24 protein-coding genes and 1 tRNA gene are annotated in these 13,891 nt (G+C 63.9%); 21 read left to right on the forward strand and 4 right to left on the reverse strand.

All coding sequences use genetic code 11. From position 1 onward, the window contains the following. Window positions 1-117 precede the first annotated feature (117 nt). Both ACJ70B_RS13515 and ACJ70B_RS13520 read right to left on the reverse strand, forming a co-directional pair. On the reverse strand, window positions 118-429 hold the full coding sequence (locus ACJ70B_RS13515; RefSeq protein WP_408957516.1) for an MTH1187 family thiamine-binding protein: 312 nt from the start codon (window positions 427-429) through the stop codon (window positions 118-120). 170 nt (window positions 430-599) lie between these two features. Beyond that, window positions 600-953 carry a HalOD1 output domain-containing protein gene (locus ACJ70B_RS13520; RefSeq protein WP_408957517.1) on the reverse strand — a complete coding sequence of 118 codons (354 nt, stop codon included), beginning with the start codon at window positions 951-953 and terminating at the stop codon, window positions 600-602. 418 nt (window positions 954-1,371) lie between these two features. Here ACJ70B_RS13520 and ACJ70B_RS13525 point away from each other — a divergent pair, with 418 nt between their 5' ends. The 3 genes from ACJ70B_RS13525 to ACJ70B_RS13535 all read left to right on the forward strand — a co-directional run bounded on the left by ACJ70B_RS13525 (window position 1,372) and on the right by ACJ70B_RS13535 (window position 2,921). Further along, window positions 1,372-1,818 (forward strand): DUF4112 domain-containing protein, encoded by a 447-nt coding sequence (locus ACJ70B_RS13525; RefSeq protein ID WP_408957518.1) that lies wholly within the window; start codon window positions 1,372-1,374, stop codon window positions 1,816-1,818. Window positions 1,819-1,906: 88 nt separating this feature from the next. Then, entirely contained in the window at window positions 1,907-2,038 is a 132-nt protein-coding gene (locus ACJ70B_RS13530) for a hypothetical protein (protein WP_408957519.1), read from the forward strand. Window positions 2,039-2,042: 4 nt separating this feature from the next. Continuing rightward, window positions 2,043-2,921, forward strand: a complete 879-nt coding sequence (locus ACJ70B_RS13535; RefSeq protein WP_408957520.1) for a universal stress protein — start codon at window positions 2,043-2,045, stop codon at window positions 2,919-2,921. Window positions 2,922-3,071: 150 nt separating this feature from the next. Here the strand turns inward: ACJ70B_RS13535 and ACJ70B_RS13540 are convergent, their stop codons facing one another. Then, on the reverse strand, window positions 3,072-3,659 hold the full coding sequence (locus tag ACJ70B_RS13540) for a hypothetical protein (protein WP_408957521.1): 588 nt from the start codon (window positions 3,657-3,659) through the stop codon (window positions 3,072-3,074). Between the two features lie 234 nt (window positions 3,660-3,893). Next, window positions 3,894-3,964: transfer RNA gene (locus ACJ70B_RS13545), tRNA-Gly, on the reverse strand. Window positions 3,965-4,262: 298 nt separating this feature from the next. Here ACJ70B_RS13545 and ACJ70B_RS13550 point away from each other — a divergent pair. The 18 genes from ACJ70B_RS13550 to ACJ70B_RS13635 are packed head-to-tail and all read left to right on the forward strand — an operon-like array spanning window position 4,263 to window position 13,890. Further along, window positions 4,263-5,132, forward strand: a complete 870-nt coding sequence (locus tag ACJ70B_RS13550) for a putative RNA uridine N3 methyltransferase (RefSeq protein WP_408957522.1) — start codon at window positions 4,263-4,265, stop codon at window positions 5,130-5,132. Window positions 5,133-5,136: 4 nt separating this feature from the next. Beyond that, entirely contained in the window at window positions 5,137-6,156 is a 1,020-nt protein-coding gene (locus tag ACJ70B_RS13555) for a 50S ribosomal protein L3 (protein ID WP_408957523.1), read from the forward strand. 3 nt (window positions 6,157-6,159) lie between these two features. Beyond that, window positions 6,160-6,912 (forward strand): 50S ribosomal protein L4, encoded by a 753-nt coding sequence (rpl4p, locus tag ACJ70B_RS13560; protein ID WP_408957524.1) that lies wholly within the window; start codon window positions 6,160-6,162, stop codon window positions 6,910-6,912. After that, window positions 6,909-7,160, forward strand: a complete 252-nt coding sequence (locus tag ACJ70B_RS13565; RefSeq protein ID WP_408957525.1) for a 50S ribosomal protein L23 — start codon at window positions 6,909-6,911, stop codon at window positions 7,158-7,160. The genes rpl4p and ACJ70B_RS13565 overlap by 4 nt, the downstream gene beginning before the upstream one ends. Window positions 7,161-7,162: 2 nt before the next feature. Beyond that, complete coding sequence (locus tag ACJ70B_RS13570) at window positions 7,163-7,885, forward strand: 50S ribosomal protein L2 (protein WP_408957526.1); 723 nt, start codon at window positions 7,163-7,165, stop codon at window positions 7,883-7,885. Next, a complete protein-coding gene (locus tag ACJ70B_RS13575) occupies window positions 7,882-8,304 on the forward strand; it encodes a 30S ribosomal protein S19 (RefSeq protein WP_310906273.1) in 423 nt (140 codons plus the stop codon). The genes ACJ70B_RS13570 and ACJ70B_RS13575 overlap by 4 nt, the downstream gene beginning before the upstream one ends. 7 nt (window positions 8,305-8,311) lie before the next feature. Further along, a complete protein-coding gene (locus ACJ70B_RS13580; RefSeq protein ID WP_408957527.1) occupies window positions 8,312-8,791 on the forward strand; it encodes a 50S ribosomal protein L22 in 480 nt (159 codons plus the stop codon). Further along, entirely contained in the window at window positions 8,791-9,732 is a 942-nt protein-coding gene (locus tag ACJ70B_RS13585; RefSeq protein WP_408957528.1) for a 30S ribosomal protein S3, read from the forward strand. Before ACJ70B_RS13580 ends, ACJ70B_RS13585 begins: the two co-directional genes overlap by 1 nt. Continuing rightward, window positions 9,732-9,947 carry a 50S ribosomal protein L29 gene (gene rpmC / locus ACJ70B_RS13590; RefSeq protein ID WP_408957529.1) on the forward strand — a complete coding sequence of 72 codons (216 nt, stop codon included), beginning with the start codon at window positions 9,732-9,734 and terminating at the stop codon, window positions 9,945-9,947. The genes ACJ70B_RS13585 and rpmC overlap by 1 nt, the downstream gene beginning before the upstream one ends. Window positions 9,948-9,957: 10 nt before the next feature. Further along, on the forward strand, window positions 9,958-10,362 hold the full coding sequence (locus ACJ70B_RS13595; protein WP_408957530.1) for a ribonuclease P protein component 1: 405 nt from the start codon (window positions 9,958-9,960) through the stop codon (window positions 10,360-10,362). Continuing rightward, complete coding sequence (locus ACJ70B_RS13600; RefSeq protein ID WP_408957531.1) at window positions 10,353-10,790, forward strand: 30S ribosomal protein S17; 438 nt, start codon at window positions 10,353-10,355, stop codon at window positions 10,788-10,790. The genes ACJ70B_RS13595 and ACJ70B_RS13600 overlap by 10 nt, the downstream gene beginning before the upstream one ends. Continuing rightward, the gene (locus ACJ70B_RS13605) at window positions 10,790-11,188 is read left to right on the forward strand and encodes a 50S ribosomal protein L14 (RefSeq protein WP_408957532.1); all 399 of its coding nucleotides are present in this window, start codon (window positions 10,790-10,792) and stop codon (window positions 11,186-11,188) included. The genes ACJ70B_RS13600 and ACJ70B_RS13605 overlap by 1 nt, the downstream gene beginning before the upstream one ends. A gap of 3 nt (window positions 11,189-11,191) precedes the next feature. After that, on the forward strand, window positions 11,192-11,548 hold the full coding sequence (gene rplX, locus ACJ70B_RS13610) for a 50S ribosomal protein L24 (RefSeq protein WP_408957533.1): 357 nt from the start codon (window positions 11,192-11,194) through the stop codon (window positions 11,546-11,548). Next, entirely contained in the window at window positions 11,545-12,243 is a 699-nt protein-coding gene (locus ACJ70B_RS13615) for a 30S ribosomal protein S4e (RefSeq protein WP_408957534.1), read from the forward strand. Before rplX ends, ACJ70B_RS13615 begins: the two co-directional genes overlap by 4 nt. Then, window positions 12,240-12,785 carry a 50S ribosomal protein L5 gene (locus tag ACJ70B_RS13620; RefSeq protein ID WP_408957535.1) on the forward strand — a complete coding sequence of 182 codons (546 nt, stop codon included), beginning with the start codon at window positions 12,240-12,242 and terminating at the stop codon, window positions 12,783-12,785. The genes ACJ70B_RS13615 and ACJ70B_RS13620 overlap by 4 nt, the downstream gene beginning before the upstream one ends. Continuing rightward, a complete protein-coding gene (locus ACJ70B_RS13625) occupies window positions 12,778-12,960 on the forward strand; it encodes a 30S ribosomal protein S14 (protein WP_130498710.1) in 183 nt (60 codons plus the stop codon). The genes ACJ70B_RS13620 and ACJ70B_RS13625 overlap by 8 nt, the downstream gene beginning before the upstream one ends. A gap of 1 nt (window position 12,961) precedes the next feature. Then, a complete protein-coding gene (locus ACJ70B_RS13630) occupies window positions 12,962-13,354 on the forward strand; it encodes a 30S ribosomal protein S8 (RefSeq protein ID WP_408957536.1) in 393 nt (130 codons plus the stop codon). Between the two features lie 2 nt (window positions 13,355-13,356). Further along, window positions 13,357-13,890 carry a 50S ribosomal protein L6 gene (locus tag ACJ70B_RS13635; protein ID WP_408957537.1) on the forward strand — a complete coding sequence of 178 codons (534 nt, stop codon included), beginning with the start codon at window positions 13,357-13,359 and terminating at the stop codon, window positions 13,888-13,890. Window position 13,891: the final 1 nt, after the last annotated feature.

Below are 13,891 nucleotides of genomic sequence, written 5' to 3' on the forward strand. Positions count from 1 at the left end.
CGGACGAACTCGCTCTGGGGACGTGAGTCTTCGCCCGGAGCCGGACGATACTCTTCTACTACCGACGGCTCGAGTCGCCGTCGTCGAGAGCCGATCGATCCCCCGACGCCGTGTCGGTCACTCGTCGCTCCGGGCCGGCCGACCGAGTCGCTCCTCGACGGCGTCAACTTTCTCTGACGCGCGCACGTCTCGCGTCCGTTTGTCGTCGATTTTCAGGACGGTACTCACTCGATCGGCGTCGACCGCCTCGTGGGCCGCCTGTGCGGCCGCGAAGAGGTCGTCGGTCGTCTCGGCTTCGATCACCGTTCCCATTGGATTCGTCTCGTAGCTGACGTCGTGTTCCTCGAGCGCGTCGACGGCCTTCGCGACCTCGCCGGCCATGCTGTCCTCGATCACCGGTGCGACGCTCAGCAGTGCGACTACTGTCATCGCGTCAACTGACGCGTCGCACGCCCCTAAAGCCGTGCTATGCGGCACGGCTCTGCGGGGTGGCGGTCCGTTCGACCGGGTATTCGTGGACGCCGCGCAGCCGCGGCGCTCACGGGGCGGTAGCGTCCAGAAAAACGATCAGGGCGGCTCCGGCGGTCGAACGGCTGGACTCAGTGAGCGGGACCCGGCCGGTTGGTCTCCGCGGGCGGATAGATGATGACGTCGCCGTTCGCGTAGACGTAGACCTCGTGCTCGAGGGCGGTGAACGCGATGTGCCCGCCCGTCCGCTCGGTCCCGTCGGCCTTCTGGCCGAAGATACGCTCGAGCGCGTCCGGATCGACGCTGTCGTACAGGGAGAACTCCCCCTGTGAGACGTCGGTGTCCGCGATCGACGCAAGCGCGTGGACAATCGTCGTCGTGATCGTCGCGGTGCTATCGCTGTCGTGGTGGAAGACGTAGCGATCGTTGGTCTGGTCGTACTGGAGGTCGTCCGTGCCGTCTGCGGGTGAGAGTTCCGTCTGCATTGCTATATCTGATCGTTCAATCGTGTTTTAGACTGTAGTTACTCATAGTATAAAAGCCACTCGTCGCGGTCAACGATAGCCATCTGTGAGAGACTCGACCGGATTAATAAGATATGTTAAACGCGTCGTCGGTGGGTCGTCTGCGGCTTCACGCGCATAGTCGGTCGTGGCGTACCGACGACGGTCTCGATAACACGACCTTTTCTCTCGGCAACCGGTGATTGCCGGTGACCACACGATGGCCGCGATTCGTCACGTTCGTCTCCATCGGTTCCGTTCTCGAGTTCGCGAACGGCCCCCCGTCCGCGAACGGAACGCTCGACAGGTGGATACGGCTCTCGCGACCGTAACGGTCGGCCGCGCTGCGCTTGCCAGGGCCGCCCGCGGGCTTATTCCCATCCGTATCCGATCGAGTCGCATGGCTACCGACACGACGAGCAATATCGCTTCCGAATTCGAAGAGATCGACGGCGAACTTCCCGACTCGGTCGACGAGGGAACGATCGAGCGAATGCGAATCGTCGCGCACACTCTCGACGAGGGGATCCGGGTGCCGCTGACGGACTTTCGCATCGGTATCGACCCGATTGTCGGCATTCTTCCCGGAGCCGGCGACACCGCCGCAGCGATCGTCTCGCTGTATATCGTCGCCGAAGCCGCTCGCATGGGAGTCTCCCGGTCGGCGCTGCTTCGCATGGTCGCGAACGTGGGCATCGATGCCGTCGGCGGCTCCGTCCCCGTCCTCGGCGTCCTCTTCGACTCGTTCTGGAAGGCGAATAAGTGGAACCTACGGCTGGCGCTCGAGGACCTCGCCGAAGACGGCGACGAGACCGAGACCGGACCGGACGTCGTGACCGTCGACTGACGAACGCCGATCGGTGTGCCGAACTGATGTTCCCGTTGTCCGGAGTGTCCCTCCCCGCTTTAAGCTCGTTTCCGGCGTTGCGGAACGCATGGGGCAACTCGAAACCGAAGCAGACCGGTCCGAGGGAGACACGGAGGCGAACCAGAGCCTCGAGTTCGAACTCGTCTGGTGGCAACCTGCAACGACCGTCGAGGAGGGGACCCTGAACGTTCGAGGGTAGTCCCATGTTCACGGAGATTCTCTTTCCAACCGACGGCAGTGAGGGGGCGTCGGTCGCCTTTGACCACGTCCTCGAGATCGCCGGTGCACGCGATGCGACCGTGCACGTCCTCACCGCGGCGGACACGACCAAGGACAGCGTCATCCAAATGCAGGGCGACGTCGTCGACGTCCTCGAGCGAGAGGGCGAGCGGATCGTTCGCGACGCCGCGGATCGCGCACGGGAACGCGGGATCGAGACGGTTACCGAGGTCCGCCAGGGAACGCCCTACCGCACGATCGTCGACTACGCGGACTCGCGTGACATCGATCTCATCGTCATGCCGACGCATGGCCGCCGGGGCCTCAAGCGGTTCCTGCTCGGCAGTACGACCGAGCGCGTCGTTCGACGGGCGAACGTTCCCGTACTGACGATCCGCCCCGACGGTGGGGAAGTCACTGCGCCGTACCGAGACGTCTTGGTCCCGACCGACGGCAGCCGCTGTGCGCGAGAGGCGCTCGCGACGGGAGTCGAAATCGCCGACGCGGACGGCGCCGCCCTGCACCTGCTGTCGGTGATCACCACGACGAGCCTCGGCGTCGACGTTCGCAGCGACGTTCAGCTGGCGATGCTCGAGGAGAGCGCCGAAGCGGTCCTCTCGAATGCGTCGTCGTTCGCCGCCGACGCCAGCGTCGACCCCGCCGACGCGACGGTCGAATTCGGCCCGTCGGTTCACGAGACAATCCTCGCGTACATCGACGAGCATGCCATCGATATCGTCGTCGTCGGCACGCACGGCCGGACGGGTTTCGATCGGTACCTCCTCGGCAGCGTCACCGAACACCTCGTTCGAACGTCGCCGATTCCCGTGCTGACGGTTCGAGAGCCCCCGTCGTCGGAGTGACGGCGTTCCGACCGTCCCCTCGCTGGGAGTAGCGAACGCGAGACAGAATCGTCAGAAACTATAGTCGCAACTGAACGTCAGTGCACACCAGATCGCACGACAGCATTGCGATCAGTGTGTGAATCGTTTCAGTTACTACTATAGCCGCTGTTACTGGTTTCGAAGCGCCGGAAAGTCCAGCCGAAGCCGTCCATCGAGCGTGTAGTCACTGCCGAACCACGCCCCGCTTGCGAGTTCGATGCGTCCGTCGATCACGAGCGTTGTCGCGGTTTCCGACCCCGGCCTGACGATGAACTCGAGCGTGTTGATCGTCTCGTCCGCAAGGTCGTCCAGATCGTCGATCTCGACGATTGACCCGCTCTCGTGGCGGGGGGACGAGAGGGAAACCGACGGCGGTGGCGAGCTATCCCCCTCGACCGGCGACACGACGGCGACCGCCGTACCGCTGTCCGTCCCGCGCGGTGGCATCCAAAACTCGAGCGTGATCGACCGAACGGCGGTGTCTCGGCGGTGCCAGAGCTCCGTCTCAAGATCGATCCCTTCCGATGTCACGGTCCCAGTGACGCCCAGCGAGCCGATTTCCGTCCCCTTCGACGTGAAACTGAGACTGCGCCGCCCGCTTGATTCCGTGTGGACGGTCGGTTCGGAGAGCGTTTTCGATCCCCCGACCACGCTACAGCCTACCGTCGTCGCCACGCCAGCGCTGCTGATCGCGGCGAGGAACCACCGTCGGTCCATAGCGGATCAACTACACTTGGTCGTAAAATATCACCGAAAGGTCAAATCAGCGTTTGACCGTCTCTGGAGTAGCAGAGTTCCAGTCCGATCACCGCGTGTCACGGATCTGCTCACGACAGAACCGTGTTAGCTGGATTTGAACCGCAGTCTGATGGCTCTCTCCACTCGATGTCGCGACAGCACTCACCATATCAATTCGATCTCCGCCGCTCACGAATTTGCTCGAGACAGAAATGCGCTGGCTGGGATTTGAACCCAGGTTGTGACCATGGCAAGGTCACGTGATACCACTACACTACCAGCGCCCCGCTGCACTCATACCTACTGCCGGAAGGATGTATAAGGGTTGCGAATCAACCCGGCATCGGCATGCGTGTGCATGGCGGTTCTCGAGCGATCGACTCGACACGATCGGTGAACTGTCGGTCGTTCTCGCCGGCACCGAAGAGTGTGGGTGATACATTCCCAAACGAGAGTGTGTCCGTTCGGCACGAATTCGCGGGTGCGAGGCGTTGACAGCCGGAATCGAATCCGCTATTCTTTTAAGACCCTCTCCGCAATAGATCGCTACAGTCTAGTGACGCGGTGCCGAAGCGTTTCGGCATGACTGTCAGCGTACTCGTTCCGTCGTCACTCTGCCGGGAAGCCGAGGACAAACGCGAGGCGACTCGCAAACTCGGATACGTCGCCCGCGCGGCGACGATCTTCCGGGCTGATCGCCTGCTCGTCTATCCCGATCGGGAGGGCGAAACCGGGCGATTCGACGGCGGGTTCGTTCGTACCGTCTTGCGGTACGCCGCAACGCCGCCCTACCTCCGCAACGAGGTCTGGGGGATGCGGGACGAACTGGAGTACGTCGGCGTCTTGCCGCCGCTCCGCGCGGTGTCACAGACCGGCTCCGAATCGAACGATTCGGGGTCGTCAAGACAAGGGATCGTGACCGAGGTCGGACCTGAAGGGCGCGTCCGGGTCAATTGCGGCTTGCAACACCCGATCTCCCTCAACACGCCTCCGGAGATGGAGGTCTCCGAGGGGGAGCGCGTGACCGTCAGGATCTCTTCGCGACGACCGGTCCGGGCGAAGCTCGTCGATGGCCCCCTCCCGGGGCTGTCGGTCGAGCGGACGGACCTCTCCGCAGCACTCGGCCGTGAGGACGCCGGCGTTCGCATCGCGGCCTCCCGATTCGGTGAAGAGCTCACCGTCGGGCGGCTCGAGACGCTGGCCGGCCGCGTCGACCGCGATGGTATGACCGTCGCCGTCGGCGCGCCCGAACGAGGGCTGCCGGATATCCTCGGAATCGAGGCGTCAGCCGTCCCCTCGTCGTTCGACGGGGCGGACGATGACGGAGTCGAACCCACTGCCGATCCGGGGTTCGACCTCTGGCTGAACACGGTTCCGAACCAGGGGAGCGAGGTCGTGCGAACGGAGGAGGCTCTGTTCGCCACCCTCGCGCCCCTCTCACTGCAAGAGTGATAGCATGCCACAAGCAAATAGACCACGCAAAGGCTCACTCGGGTTCGGCCCACGAAAGCGTGCGACCAGCGAGGTCCCACGCTTCAACTCGTGGCCGGACACTGACGGACAGCCGACGCTCCAGGGCTTCGCGGGCTACAAGGCCGGCATGACCCACGTCGTCATGGTCGACGATCAAGCAAACTCGCCGACCGAGGGGATGGAACAGACCGTCCCCGTGACGATCGTGGAGACGCCGCCCATGCGCGCCGTTGCACTGCGAGCGTACGAAGACACACCGTACGGGAAGAAGCCGATAACCGAGGTCTGGACCGACGAGTTCGTTCCTGAACTCGACCGCGTCCTGGACCTCCCCGGTGACGACTACGACCCCGACGCCGCCGAAGACGAACTCCGCGGCCTCCACGAGGAGGGGCGCGTCGACGACGTTCGAGTCATCACCCACACGGTTCCGGCCGACGTTCCCTCGGTGCCAAAGAAGAAACCGGACGTGATGGAAACGCGCGTCGGCGGCGGTTCCGTCGACGAGCGACTCGAGTTCGCCCTCGAGACCGTCGAGGACGGCGGCGAGCACGTTATGAACGACGTGTTCCGTGCTGGCGAGTACGTCGACGCCAGCGGCGTCACGAAAGGGAAAGGGACTCAGGGTCCCGTCAAGCGATGGGGCGTCCAGAAACGTAAGGGCAAGCACGCCCGGCAGGGCTGGCGTCGCCGCATCGGCAACCTCGGCCCCTGGAACCCCAGCCGCGTCCGCTCGACGGTCCCCCAGCAGGGCCAGACCGGTTACCACCAGCGGACGGAACTGAACAAGCGCCTCGTCGACATCGGCGACGGCGCAGACGCGACGGTCGACGGCGGCTTCGTCAACTACGGCGAAGTCGACGGGCCGCACGCGTTGCTCAAAGGCTCGCTCCCCGGGCCGGAAAAGCGCCTCGTGCGCTTCCGCCCGGCGATCCGACCCGGAGGACAGCCGCGCCTCGACCCCGAGGTGCGCTACGTCTCCACCGCATCCAACCAGGGATAACACATGGACGCAACAGTACGAGACCTGGACGGCTCGGACGCGGGCACGGTCGAGCTCCCGGCGGTCTTCGAGACCCAGTACCGCCCGGACTTGATCGGCCGCGCCGTACGCGCCGCGCAGGCAAACCGAAAACAGGACTACGGCGCCGACGAGTTCGCCGGCCTCCGAACGCCGGCCGAATCGTTCGGTAGCGGCCGAGGCATGGCCCACGTCCCACGACAGGAGGGTCGCGGTCGCCGCGTTCCCCAGACCGTCAAGGGGCGGAAGGGTCACCCGCCGAAAGCCGAGAAGGACTGGTCCGAATCGATCAACACGAAAGAAAAGAAACTGGCCGTCCGCAGTGCGATCGCTGCGACGACCGACGCCGAACTCGTCGCCGAGCGCGGCCACGAGTTCGACGGTGACGCCGAGATTCCGGTCGTCGTCGACGACGAGTTCGAGGATCTCGAGAAGACGCGCGAGGTCGTCGACTTCCTCGAGGCTGCCGGCCTCGCGGACGACATCGAACGCGCCGACGAGGGTCGCAGCGTCCGCTCGGGTCGCGGGAAGACCCGCGGTCGCAAGTACAAGACCCCGACGTCGATCCTCTTTGTCACCTCGAGCGAGGTCGGCCCGTCCCGTGCGGCCCGGAACCTCGCCGGTGCCGACGTGACGACGGCCGCAGAGGTCAACGCCGAGGATCTCGCGCCCGGCGCACAGCCCGGACGGCTGACCGTCTGGACCGAAAGCGCACTCGAGGAGGTGGCTGACCGATGAGCGTCATCGAGCACCCCCTCGTGACCGAGAAGGCGATGAACGACATGGACTTCGAGAACAAGCTCCAGTTCGTCGTCAACCCGGACGCGACCAAGCCCGAGATCAAGGACGAGGTCGAGGAGCGCTTCGAGATCTCCGTACGGAACATCAACACGCAGGTAACGATGAACGGCAAGAAGAAGGCGGTCGTCCGCTTAGACGAGGAGGACGACGCACAGGAAGTCGCTTCGCGAATCGGGGTGTTCTAAGAATGGGACGACGCATTCAAGGACAACGACGCGGTCGCGGTACTTCGACGTTCCGTGCCCCGTCGCACCGATACAAGGCGAAGCTCGAGCACAAGAAAGAGGAGGACGACGACATCGTGCGCGGGACGGTCGTGGACATCGAACACGACCCCGCCCGATCCGCACCGGTCGCCGCCGTCGAGTTCGAAGACGGCGATCAGCGACTCATCCTCGCTCCCGAAGGCATCACCGTTGGCGAGGAGCTACAGGTCGGCGTTTCCGCGGAGATCAAACCCGGCAACACGCTCCCGCTGGCCGAGATTCCCGAAGGGGTCCCGGTCTGTAACATCGAGGCGAATCCGGGCGACGGCGGTCGGTTCGCCCGCGCCTCCGGGACCAACGCCGACCTGATCACCCACGACCGCAACGCCGCGGTCATCCAGCTTCCCAGCGGCGAGGTCAAGCGCCTCGATCCGCAGTGTCGCGCCACCATCGGCGTCGTTGCCGGTGGCGGCCGCACGGAGAAGCCGATGGTCAAGGCCGGCAACAAGTATCACAAGATGAAGGCCCGGGGCACGAAGTGGCCCCGCGTCCGCGGTGTCGCGATGAACGCCGTCGACCACCCGTTCGGTGGCGGCGGCCGACAGCACCCCGGCAAACCCAAGTCCGTCTCGCGGGATGCCCCGCCGGGACGGAAGGTCGGTGACATCTCGTCCCGACGCACCGGTCGAGGTGGCAACAAATGAGTCAGGAGTACCGAACCGGCCGCGAAGGTGAGTTCACCTACCGCGGTCACACGCTCGAGGAGCTGCAGGAGTTAGAGCTCGACGAGGTCGTGGAACTGCTCCCCGCACGCCAGCGGCGAAGTATCGAACGCGGTCTCTCCGTCGAGAAGGAGAAACTGCTCGAGGAGGCCCGTAACGCGGGCGAAGAGGAGACGGCGAACGACCCGCTCCGAACGCACCTACGGGACATGCCGATCCTGCCGGAGTTCGTCGGACTGACCTTCGAGGTCTACAACGGACAGGCGTTCGAGCGCGTCCGCGTCGAACCCGAAATGATCGGCCACTACCTCGGCGAGTTCCAGTTGACGCGAACCTCCGTCGAACACGGTCAGGCCGGTATCGGCGCGACCCGATCCTCGAAGTTCGTCCCACTGAAGTGATCAACGTATGGGAATCAACTACTCAGTCGACGCGGATCCGGACGCCACGGCGAAAGCCATGCTCCGGGAGCGTCATATGAGCCACAAGCACAGCAAGGAGGTCGCCCGCGAGATCAAGGGCCGAACCGTCGGCGACGCGCAGGCGTACCTCCAGGACGTGATCGACGAGGAACAGTCCGTGCCGTTTAAGTCCCACAACGCCGGCGCGGGGCACCGCTCCGACGTCGAGGGTTGGGACGCCGGCAAATACCCGGAGAAGGTCTCCGGAGAGTTCCTCGATCTGCTCGAGAACGTCGCGGCCAACGCCGACCACCAGGGATTCGACGCCGAGTCGATGGAAATCGTCCACGTCGCCGCCCACAAGGTTGGCGAATCGGTCGGTCGCAAGCCCCGTGCGATGGGGCGGGCGTCGTCGTGGAACACCCCCCAGGTCGACGTCGAAATCATCGTCGAAGAACAGACCGAAACCGAGGAGGACGAGAGCTAATGGCTGACGAACATCAATTCATCGAGAACGGCCTGCAGCGGTCCCAGATCGACGAGTTCTTCCAGGAAGAACTCGGCCGCGCGGGCTACGGTGGCATGGACGTCGCCAAAACGCCGATGGGTACCCAGATCGTCCTCAAGGCCGAGAAGCCTGGGATGGTCATCGGCAAAGGCGGCGAGAACATCCGAAAAGTGACGACCGCTCTCGAGGAGAAGTTCGACCTCGAGGATCCCCAGATCGACGTCCAGGAGGTCGACGAACCTGACCTCAACGCACGGATCGTCGCGGACCGACTGGCCAACGCGCTCGAGCGCGGCTGGTACTTCCGGAAGGCCGGTCACACGACGATCGACCGGATCATGGAAGCCGGTGCGCTCGGCGCGGAGATCGTCCTCTCTGGGAAGGTCACGGGCGCGCGATCGCGCGTCGAGAAGTTCAACCGTGGATACATCAAACACAACGGTGAGCCCGCCGAGGAAGTCGTCGACCACGGTCAGGGCGTCGCGGTCATGAAACTCGGCACGATCGGCGTCGACGTCAAGATCATTCCGCCGGGCGCCGAGTTGCCCGACGACTTCCAGATCAACGAGGACATGGACCCCGAGGAGATCGTCCCCGACGCCGTCGAGGCCAACGAGGCCGAGGGCGTCGAGGAACTTCTCGAGGGCGAACCCGAGGAGGGAGAGGCCCCCGAGGGCGACGTCGAAGCGCCGGCCGACGAGGTCGACGAGGACGTCGAGGACGTCGAGGATGTCGAGGAAGTCATCGAAGAGGAAGTCGCGGCCGACGCCGACGAGGACTTCGAGGATGTTGAGGTTCCCGACGGCGACGAGGACATTGAGGAGGAACTCGATGACCTCGAGGAAGATGTCGAGGCGGAAGCCGAGGAACTCGTCGAGGAGATGGAAGCGGAAGACGAAGACGAGGGAGGTGACGCCTGATGGCGATCCTCCACGTCGAGGAGCTCCGCGATATGACGCCTGCTGAACGGCAGGAGGAACTCGAGGAACTCGAGACCGAACTGCTGAACCAGAAGTCCGTCCTCGCCGCCGGCGGTGCCCCGGAAAATCCGGGCCGCATCGGCGAACTGAGTCGCACCATCGCGCGGATCAAGACGATCCAGCGCGAAGAGGGCGACCTCGAGGACGAAGAATAACGAACTCACAATGGCACTGACACCCGAGACCCTGCCGCGACACGAACTCAACGGACTCCCCGTGCGAGTCGTCGAGAGCGACGACTCCTCGCGGGTGGGTCTGGAGGGTCGCGTCGTCATCGAGACGACGAAGACCTTTTCGATAGAGGTTCGTCGAGACGGCGAGTCTCGGGTCGTGATGGTGCCGAAATCGGGCTCGACGTTCGAGTTCGCGATCACAGATGACGCCGCCGATCCCGCAAAGGGATCGGGGACTGCGTCCAAACTGGCCGACACTCAACCCGCTACGACGGAGCAATCCGCTACGGCGGACGGCGCTGGCGAGGATGTAGCCTACGTTACGGTCGATGGATCGCGACTGCTCTCACGACCCGCCCGACGCACGGAAACGAATGGTGACTCACCATGGCAATAGGACTAGACGTTGACACCCCTCCGGAACCCGAAAACCCGGAGGAATACGACTACGAGAAGTGTCCGTTCTACGGCGAACTCTCCGTTCGAGGGCAGATCCTCGAGGGGACCGTCGTCTCGACGGACATGGACAAGACCGTAGTCGTCGAGCGAGAGTACGATGTGGCGGTCCCGAAATACGACCGACACATGAAACGACGCTCGCGCATCCCGGCACACGTACCGGGCGTGCTCGAGCCGCTCTCGGTCGGTGACACGGTCAAGATCGCAGAGACCCGACCACTGTCGAAGACGAAATCGCACGTGGTCGTCGAAGTAACCGAAGAAGCGACCGCGGAGGACCTCGCCGAGCTCGCGAGTCAGGCAGAACCCGAGCCGGAACTCTCCGACGAGGACTTCGCGACCGCCGAAGACGAGGGTGATCAGTGATGGAGGCGATGAAAGCCGACGTCACGCAGGGACTCAAGAAGGGTTCCCTGATCACGTGTGCCGACAACACTGGCGCGCGTGAACTGAAGGTCATCAGCGTTGCGGGCTACCAAGGCACCAAGAGCCGCCAGCCGAAGGCGGGGATCGGTGACAAGGTGACCGTCTCGGTCACCAAGGGTACCCCGGAGATGCGTCGACAGGTCCTCGAGGCCGTCGTCGTTCGCCAACGGAAATCGATCCGTCGGCCCGACGGCACGCGGCTCAAGTTCGAGGACAACGCGGCGGTCATCATCGACGAGAACGAAGAGCCCCGCGGGACGGAGATCAAGGGGCCGATCGCCCGCGAAGTCGCAGAGCGCTTCGGAGCAATCGCCAGCACGGCGACGATGATCGTATAGACAATGAGCAAGCAACCACACAAACAGCGAACGCAGACGGAGCGAGCGCCGCTGCACAAGCGACAGAAGCAGCTCCACGCGACGCTGTCCGACGACCTCCGTGAGGAGTATGACACCCGTCGCACCCGCGTCAATGCGGGCGACACGGTCGAGGTCATGCGCGGTGACCACGCCGGCGAGGAAGGCGAGGTCATGCGCGCGATTCTCGAGGACGGGACGATCCACGTCGAGGACGTGACCATCGAGTCGGCCGACGGCGAGGAAGTGCCGCGGCCGCTGGACCCGTCGAACGTTCGGATCACGGACCTCGATCTCGAGGACGAGCGTCGCGAGGCGCGTCTCGAAGGTGATAGCGAATGACGAAACACCAGAAACGACTGTCGGTACCGAAGTCTTGGCCAGTCGAGCGAAAGACCGAGACCTTCACGGTCAAGGCCGACGCCGGTCCGCACGGCGAAGACGGCGTGCCGCTCGTCGTCCTCCTGCGGGACGTGCTCGGTTACGTGGACTCCCGGAAAGAAGCCCGGTACGCCCTCTCCGAGGACGCGATCCTCATCAACGGGGATCCGATCAACGACGAACAGCGCCCAATTGGCATGTTCGACATCGTCGCGTTCCCCGGTCGCGAGGAGTACTACCGCGTCTTCCCCGACGAGGGCGGTCGGCTCGCGCTGACGGAGATCGACGAGGACTCGGCCCAGAGCCGCCTCGGTAAAATCGAGGGCAAACAACAGGTCCCAGGTGGCGACACCCAGCTGACGCTGCACGACGGGACGAACGTCATCGTCGACGACGACGAGTACGAGACGAAAGACTCGATCGTCGTCAATAACGACGACAAATCGATCGTCGCACACTTCCCCTACGAGGAAGGCGCGCTCGTGACTGCCGTCCGCGGCAATCACGGTGGTAAGGTCGGCGAGATCGATGCGATCGACGTTACGCTGGGAAGCGGATCGAACACCGTCGGCATCTCCACGGACGACGGCGGCTTCGAAACCGTCGAAGAGTACGTCGTCGTCATCGACGAGAACTTTACGGGTGATGATGAATGAGCAGCGAAACCGACTCCGGTTCCGACTTCCACGAGATGCGCGAACCGCGCGTCGAGAAGGTCGTCGTCCACATGGGCGTCGGTCAGGGCGGTCGCGAACTCGGCAAGGCCGAGGACATCATCGAGGAGGTCACGGGCCAGGAGAGCGTCCGGACCCAGGCGAAGAAAACCGAACCCGACTTCGGTATCCGCCAGGGCGATCCGATCGGCACAAAGGTCACCCTCCGTGGCGACGACGCCCACGCGTTCCTCGAGACGGCCCTGCCGCTGGCGAACGTCTCGTCGGCGCAGTTCGACGATACGGGGAACTTCAGCTTCGGTGTCGAGGAACACACCGACTTCCCCAGCCAGGAGTACGACCCGAACGTCGGGATCTACGGGCTGGACGTTACCGTCAATCTAGTGCGTCCGGGCTATCGCATCGCCAAGCGCGACAAGGCCACCCGTTCGATCCCGTCGAATCACCGACTGACCCCCGAGGACGCAATCGGGTTCCTCGAGGCGAACTTCGACGTCAGCGTAGAGGGCGCAGACGATGAGTGAAAGCGAAACAGAAAACGACCGCACGGGCGAGCACGCGGCAAAGCGCACGGGACAGATCGAGTCCTGCCAGCGCTGTGGCCGCGAGCAGGGACTCGTCGGCAAGTACGACATTAACCTCTGCCGGCAGTGCTTCCGCGAGATCGCCCGCGACATGGGATTCAAGAAGTATCGATAATATGACTGGAAACGATCCACTCAGCAACGCGCTCTCGGGACTCGACAACGCCGAGAGCGTGGGTCATCTCACCCACGAGGTAACGCCCGCCTCGAACGAGATCGGCAGCGTACTCGAGGTCTTCTACGACCGCGGGTACATCGACGGCTTCGAGTTCGTCGACGACGGTAAAGCCGGTCAGTTCGAGGTTGAACTGAAAGGAGCGATCAACGAGTGCGGCCCTATCAAGCCCCGCTACGCGGTCGGTGCCGATGACTTCGAGAAGTGGGAGAAGCGCTATCTCCCCGCTCGAGACTTCGGTGCCCTCGTCGTCACGACGAGCAGTGGCATTATGAGCCACTACGAGGCGCGTGAGCAGGGTATTGGGGGCCAGGTGATCGCGTACGTCTACTAACAATGCGAGTCGAACTGGAAATTCCCGAAAACGTAACCGTCGAGGTCGATCGGTTCGACGTGACCGTCGAAGGCCCAGAAGGCAGCGTTACGCGCCGCCTCTGGTATCCCGACGTGACCGTCGAGACCGGCGACGACCAGGTGGTCATCGAAAGCGACGCCGAGGACGCGAAGACGAACTCGACCGTCGGCACCTTCGAGAGCCACATCACCAATGCCGTCCACGGCGTGACCGAGGGCTGGGAGTACGAGATGGAAGTCTTCTACTCTCACTTCCCGATGCAGGTCCGCGTAGAGGGCGACGATGTCGTCATCGAGAACTTCCTCGGCGAAAAGGCACCGCGACGAACGACTATCCACGGTGAGACCGACGTTGCCGTCGACGACGAGCAGCTCGTCCTGTCCGGTCCGAACAAGGAACACGTCGGACAGACGGCGGCCGACATCGAGCAGCTGACGAAAGTCAGCGGCAAGGACACCCGCGTCTTCCAGGACGGGGTCTACATCACCAACAAACCCGCCACGGGAGGTGTCTGAT

It is taken from the genome of Natrinema sp. 74 (assembly GCF_046097095.1).
Taxonomy (GTDB): Archaea; Halobacteriota; Halobacteria; order Halobacteriales; family Natrialbaceae; genus Natrinema.

Excerpts from the sequence above, each read along its gene's own strand:
- ACJ70B_RS13515 (WP_408957516.1), bottom strand. The coding sequence starts at position 429 with ATGACAGTAGTCGCACTGCTGAGCGTCGCACCGGTGATCGAGGACAGC.
- ACJ70B_RS13520 (WP_408957517.1), bottom strand. The coding sequence starts at position 953 with ATGCAGACGGAACTCTCACCCGCAGACGGCACGGACGACCTCCAGTAC.
- ACJ70B_RS13525 (WP_408957518.1), top strand. The coding sequence starts at position 1,372 with ATGGCTACCGACACGACGAGCAATATCGCTTCCGAATTCGAAGAGATC.
- ACJ70B_RS13530 (WP_408957519.1), top strand. The coding sequence starts at position 1,907 with ATGGGGCAACTCGAAACCGAAGCAGACCGGTCCGAGGGAGACACGGAG.
- ACJ70B_RS13535 (WP_408957520.1), top strand. The coding sequence starts at position 2,043 with ATGTTCACGGAGATTCTCTTTCCAACCGACGGCAGTGAGGGGGCGTCG.
- ACJ70B_RS13540 (WP_408957521.1), bottom strand. The coding sequence starts at position 3,659 with ATGGACCGACGGTGGTTCCTCGCCGCGATCAGCAGCGCTGGCGTGGCG.
- ACJ70B_RS13550 (WP_408957522.1), top strand. The coding sequence starts at position 4,263 with ATGACTGTCAGCGTACTCGTTCCGTCGTCACTCTGCCGGGAAGCCGAG.
- ACJ70B_RS13555 (WP_408957523.1), top strand. The coding sequence starts at position 5,137 with ATGCCACAAGCAAATAGACCACGCAAAGGCTCACTCGGGTTCGGCCCA.
- rpl4p (WP_408957524.1), top strand. The coding sequence starts at position 6,160 with ATGGACGCAACAGTACGAGACCTGGACGGCTCGGACGCGGGCACGGTC.
- ACJ70B_RS13565 (WP_408957525.1), top strand. The coding sequence starts at position 6,909 with ATGAGCGTCATCGAGCACCCCCTCGTGACCGAGAAGGCGATGAACGAC.
- ACJ70B_RS13570 (WP_408957526.1), top strand. The coding sequence starts at position 7,163 with ATGGGACGACGCATTCAAGGACAACGACGCGGTCGCGGTACTTCGACG.
- ACJ70B_RS13575 (WP_310906273.1), top strand. The coding sequence starts at position 7,882 with ATGAGTCAGGAGTACCGAACCGGCCGCGAAGGTGAGTTCACCTACCGC.
- ACJ70B_RS13580 (WP_408957527.1), top strand. The coding sequence starts at position 8,312 with ATGGGAATCAACTACTCAGTCGACGCGGATCCGGACGCCACGGCGAAA.
- ACJ70B_RS13585 (WP_408957528.1), top strand. The coding sequence starts at position 8,791 with ATGGCTGACGAACATCAATTCATCGAGAACGGCCTGCAGCGGTCCCAG.
- rpmC (WP_408957529.1), top strand. The coding sequence starts at position 9,732 with ATGGCGATCCTCCACGTCGAGGAGCTCCGCGATATGACGCCTGCTGAA.
- ACJ70B_RS13595 (WP_408957530.1), top strand. The coding sequence starts at position 9,958 with ATGGCACTGACACCCGAGACCCTGCCGCGACACGAACTCAACGGACTC.
- ACJ70B_RS13600 (WP_408957531.1), top strand. The coding sequence starts at position 10,353 with ATGGCAATAGGACTAGACGTTGACACCCCTCCGGAACCCGAAAACCCG.
- ACJ70B_RS13605 (WP_408957532.1), top strand. The coding sequence starts at position 10,790 with ATGGAGGCGATGAAAGCCGACGTCACGCAGGGACTCAAGAAGGGTTCC.
- rplX (WP_408957533.1), top strand. The coding sequence starts at position 11,192 with ATGAGCAAGCAACCACACAAACAGCGAACGCAGACGGAGCGAGCGCCG.
- ACJ70B_RS13615 (WP_408957534.1), top strand. The coding sequence starts at position 11,545 with ATGACGAAACACCAGAAACGACTGTCGGTACCGAAGTCTTGGCCAGTC.
- ACJ70B_RS13620 (WP_408957535.1), top strand. The coding sequence starts at position 12,240 with ATGAGCAGCGAAACCGACTCCGGTTCCGACTTCCACGAGATGCGCGAA.
- ACJ70B_RS13625 (WP_130498710.1), top strand. The coding sequence starts at position 12,778 with ATGAGTGAAAGCGAAACAGAAAACGACCGCACGGGCGAGCACGCGGCA.
- ACJ70B_RS13630 (WP_408957536.1), top strand. The coding sequence starts at position 12,962 with ATGACTGGAAACGATCCACTCAGCAACGCGCTCTCGGGACTCGACAAC.
- ACJ70B_RS13635 (WP_408957537.1), top strand. The coding sequence starts at position 13,357 with ATGCGAGTCGAACTGGAAATTCCCGAAAACGTAACCGTCGAGGTCGAT.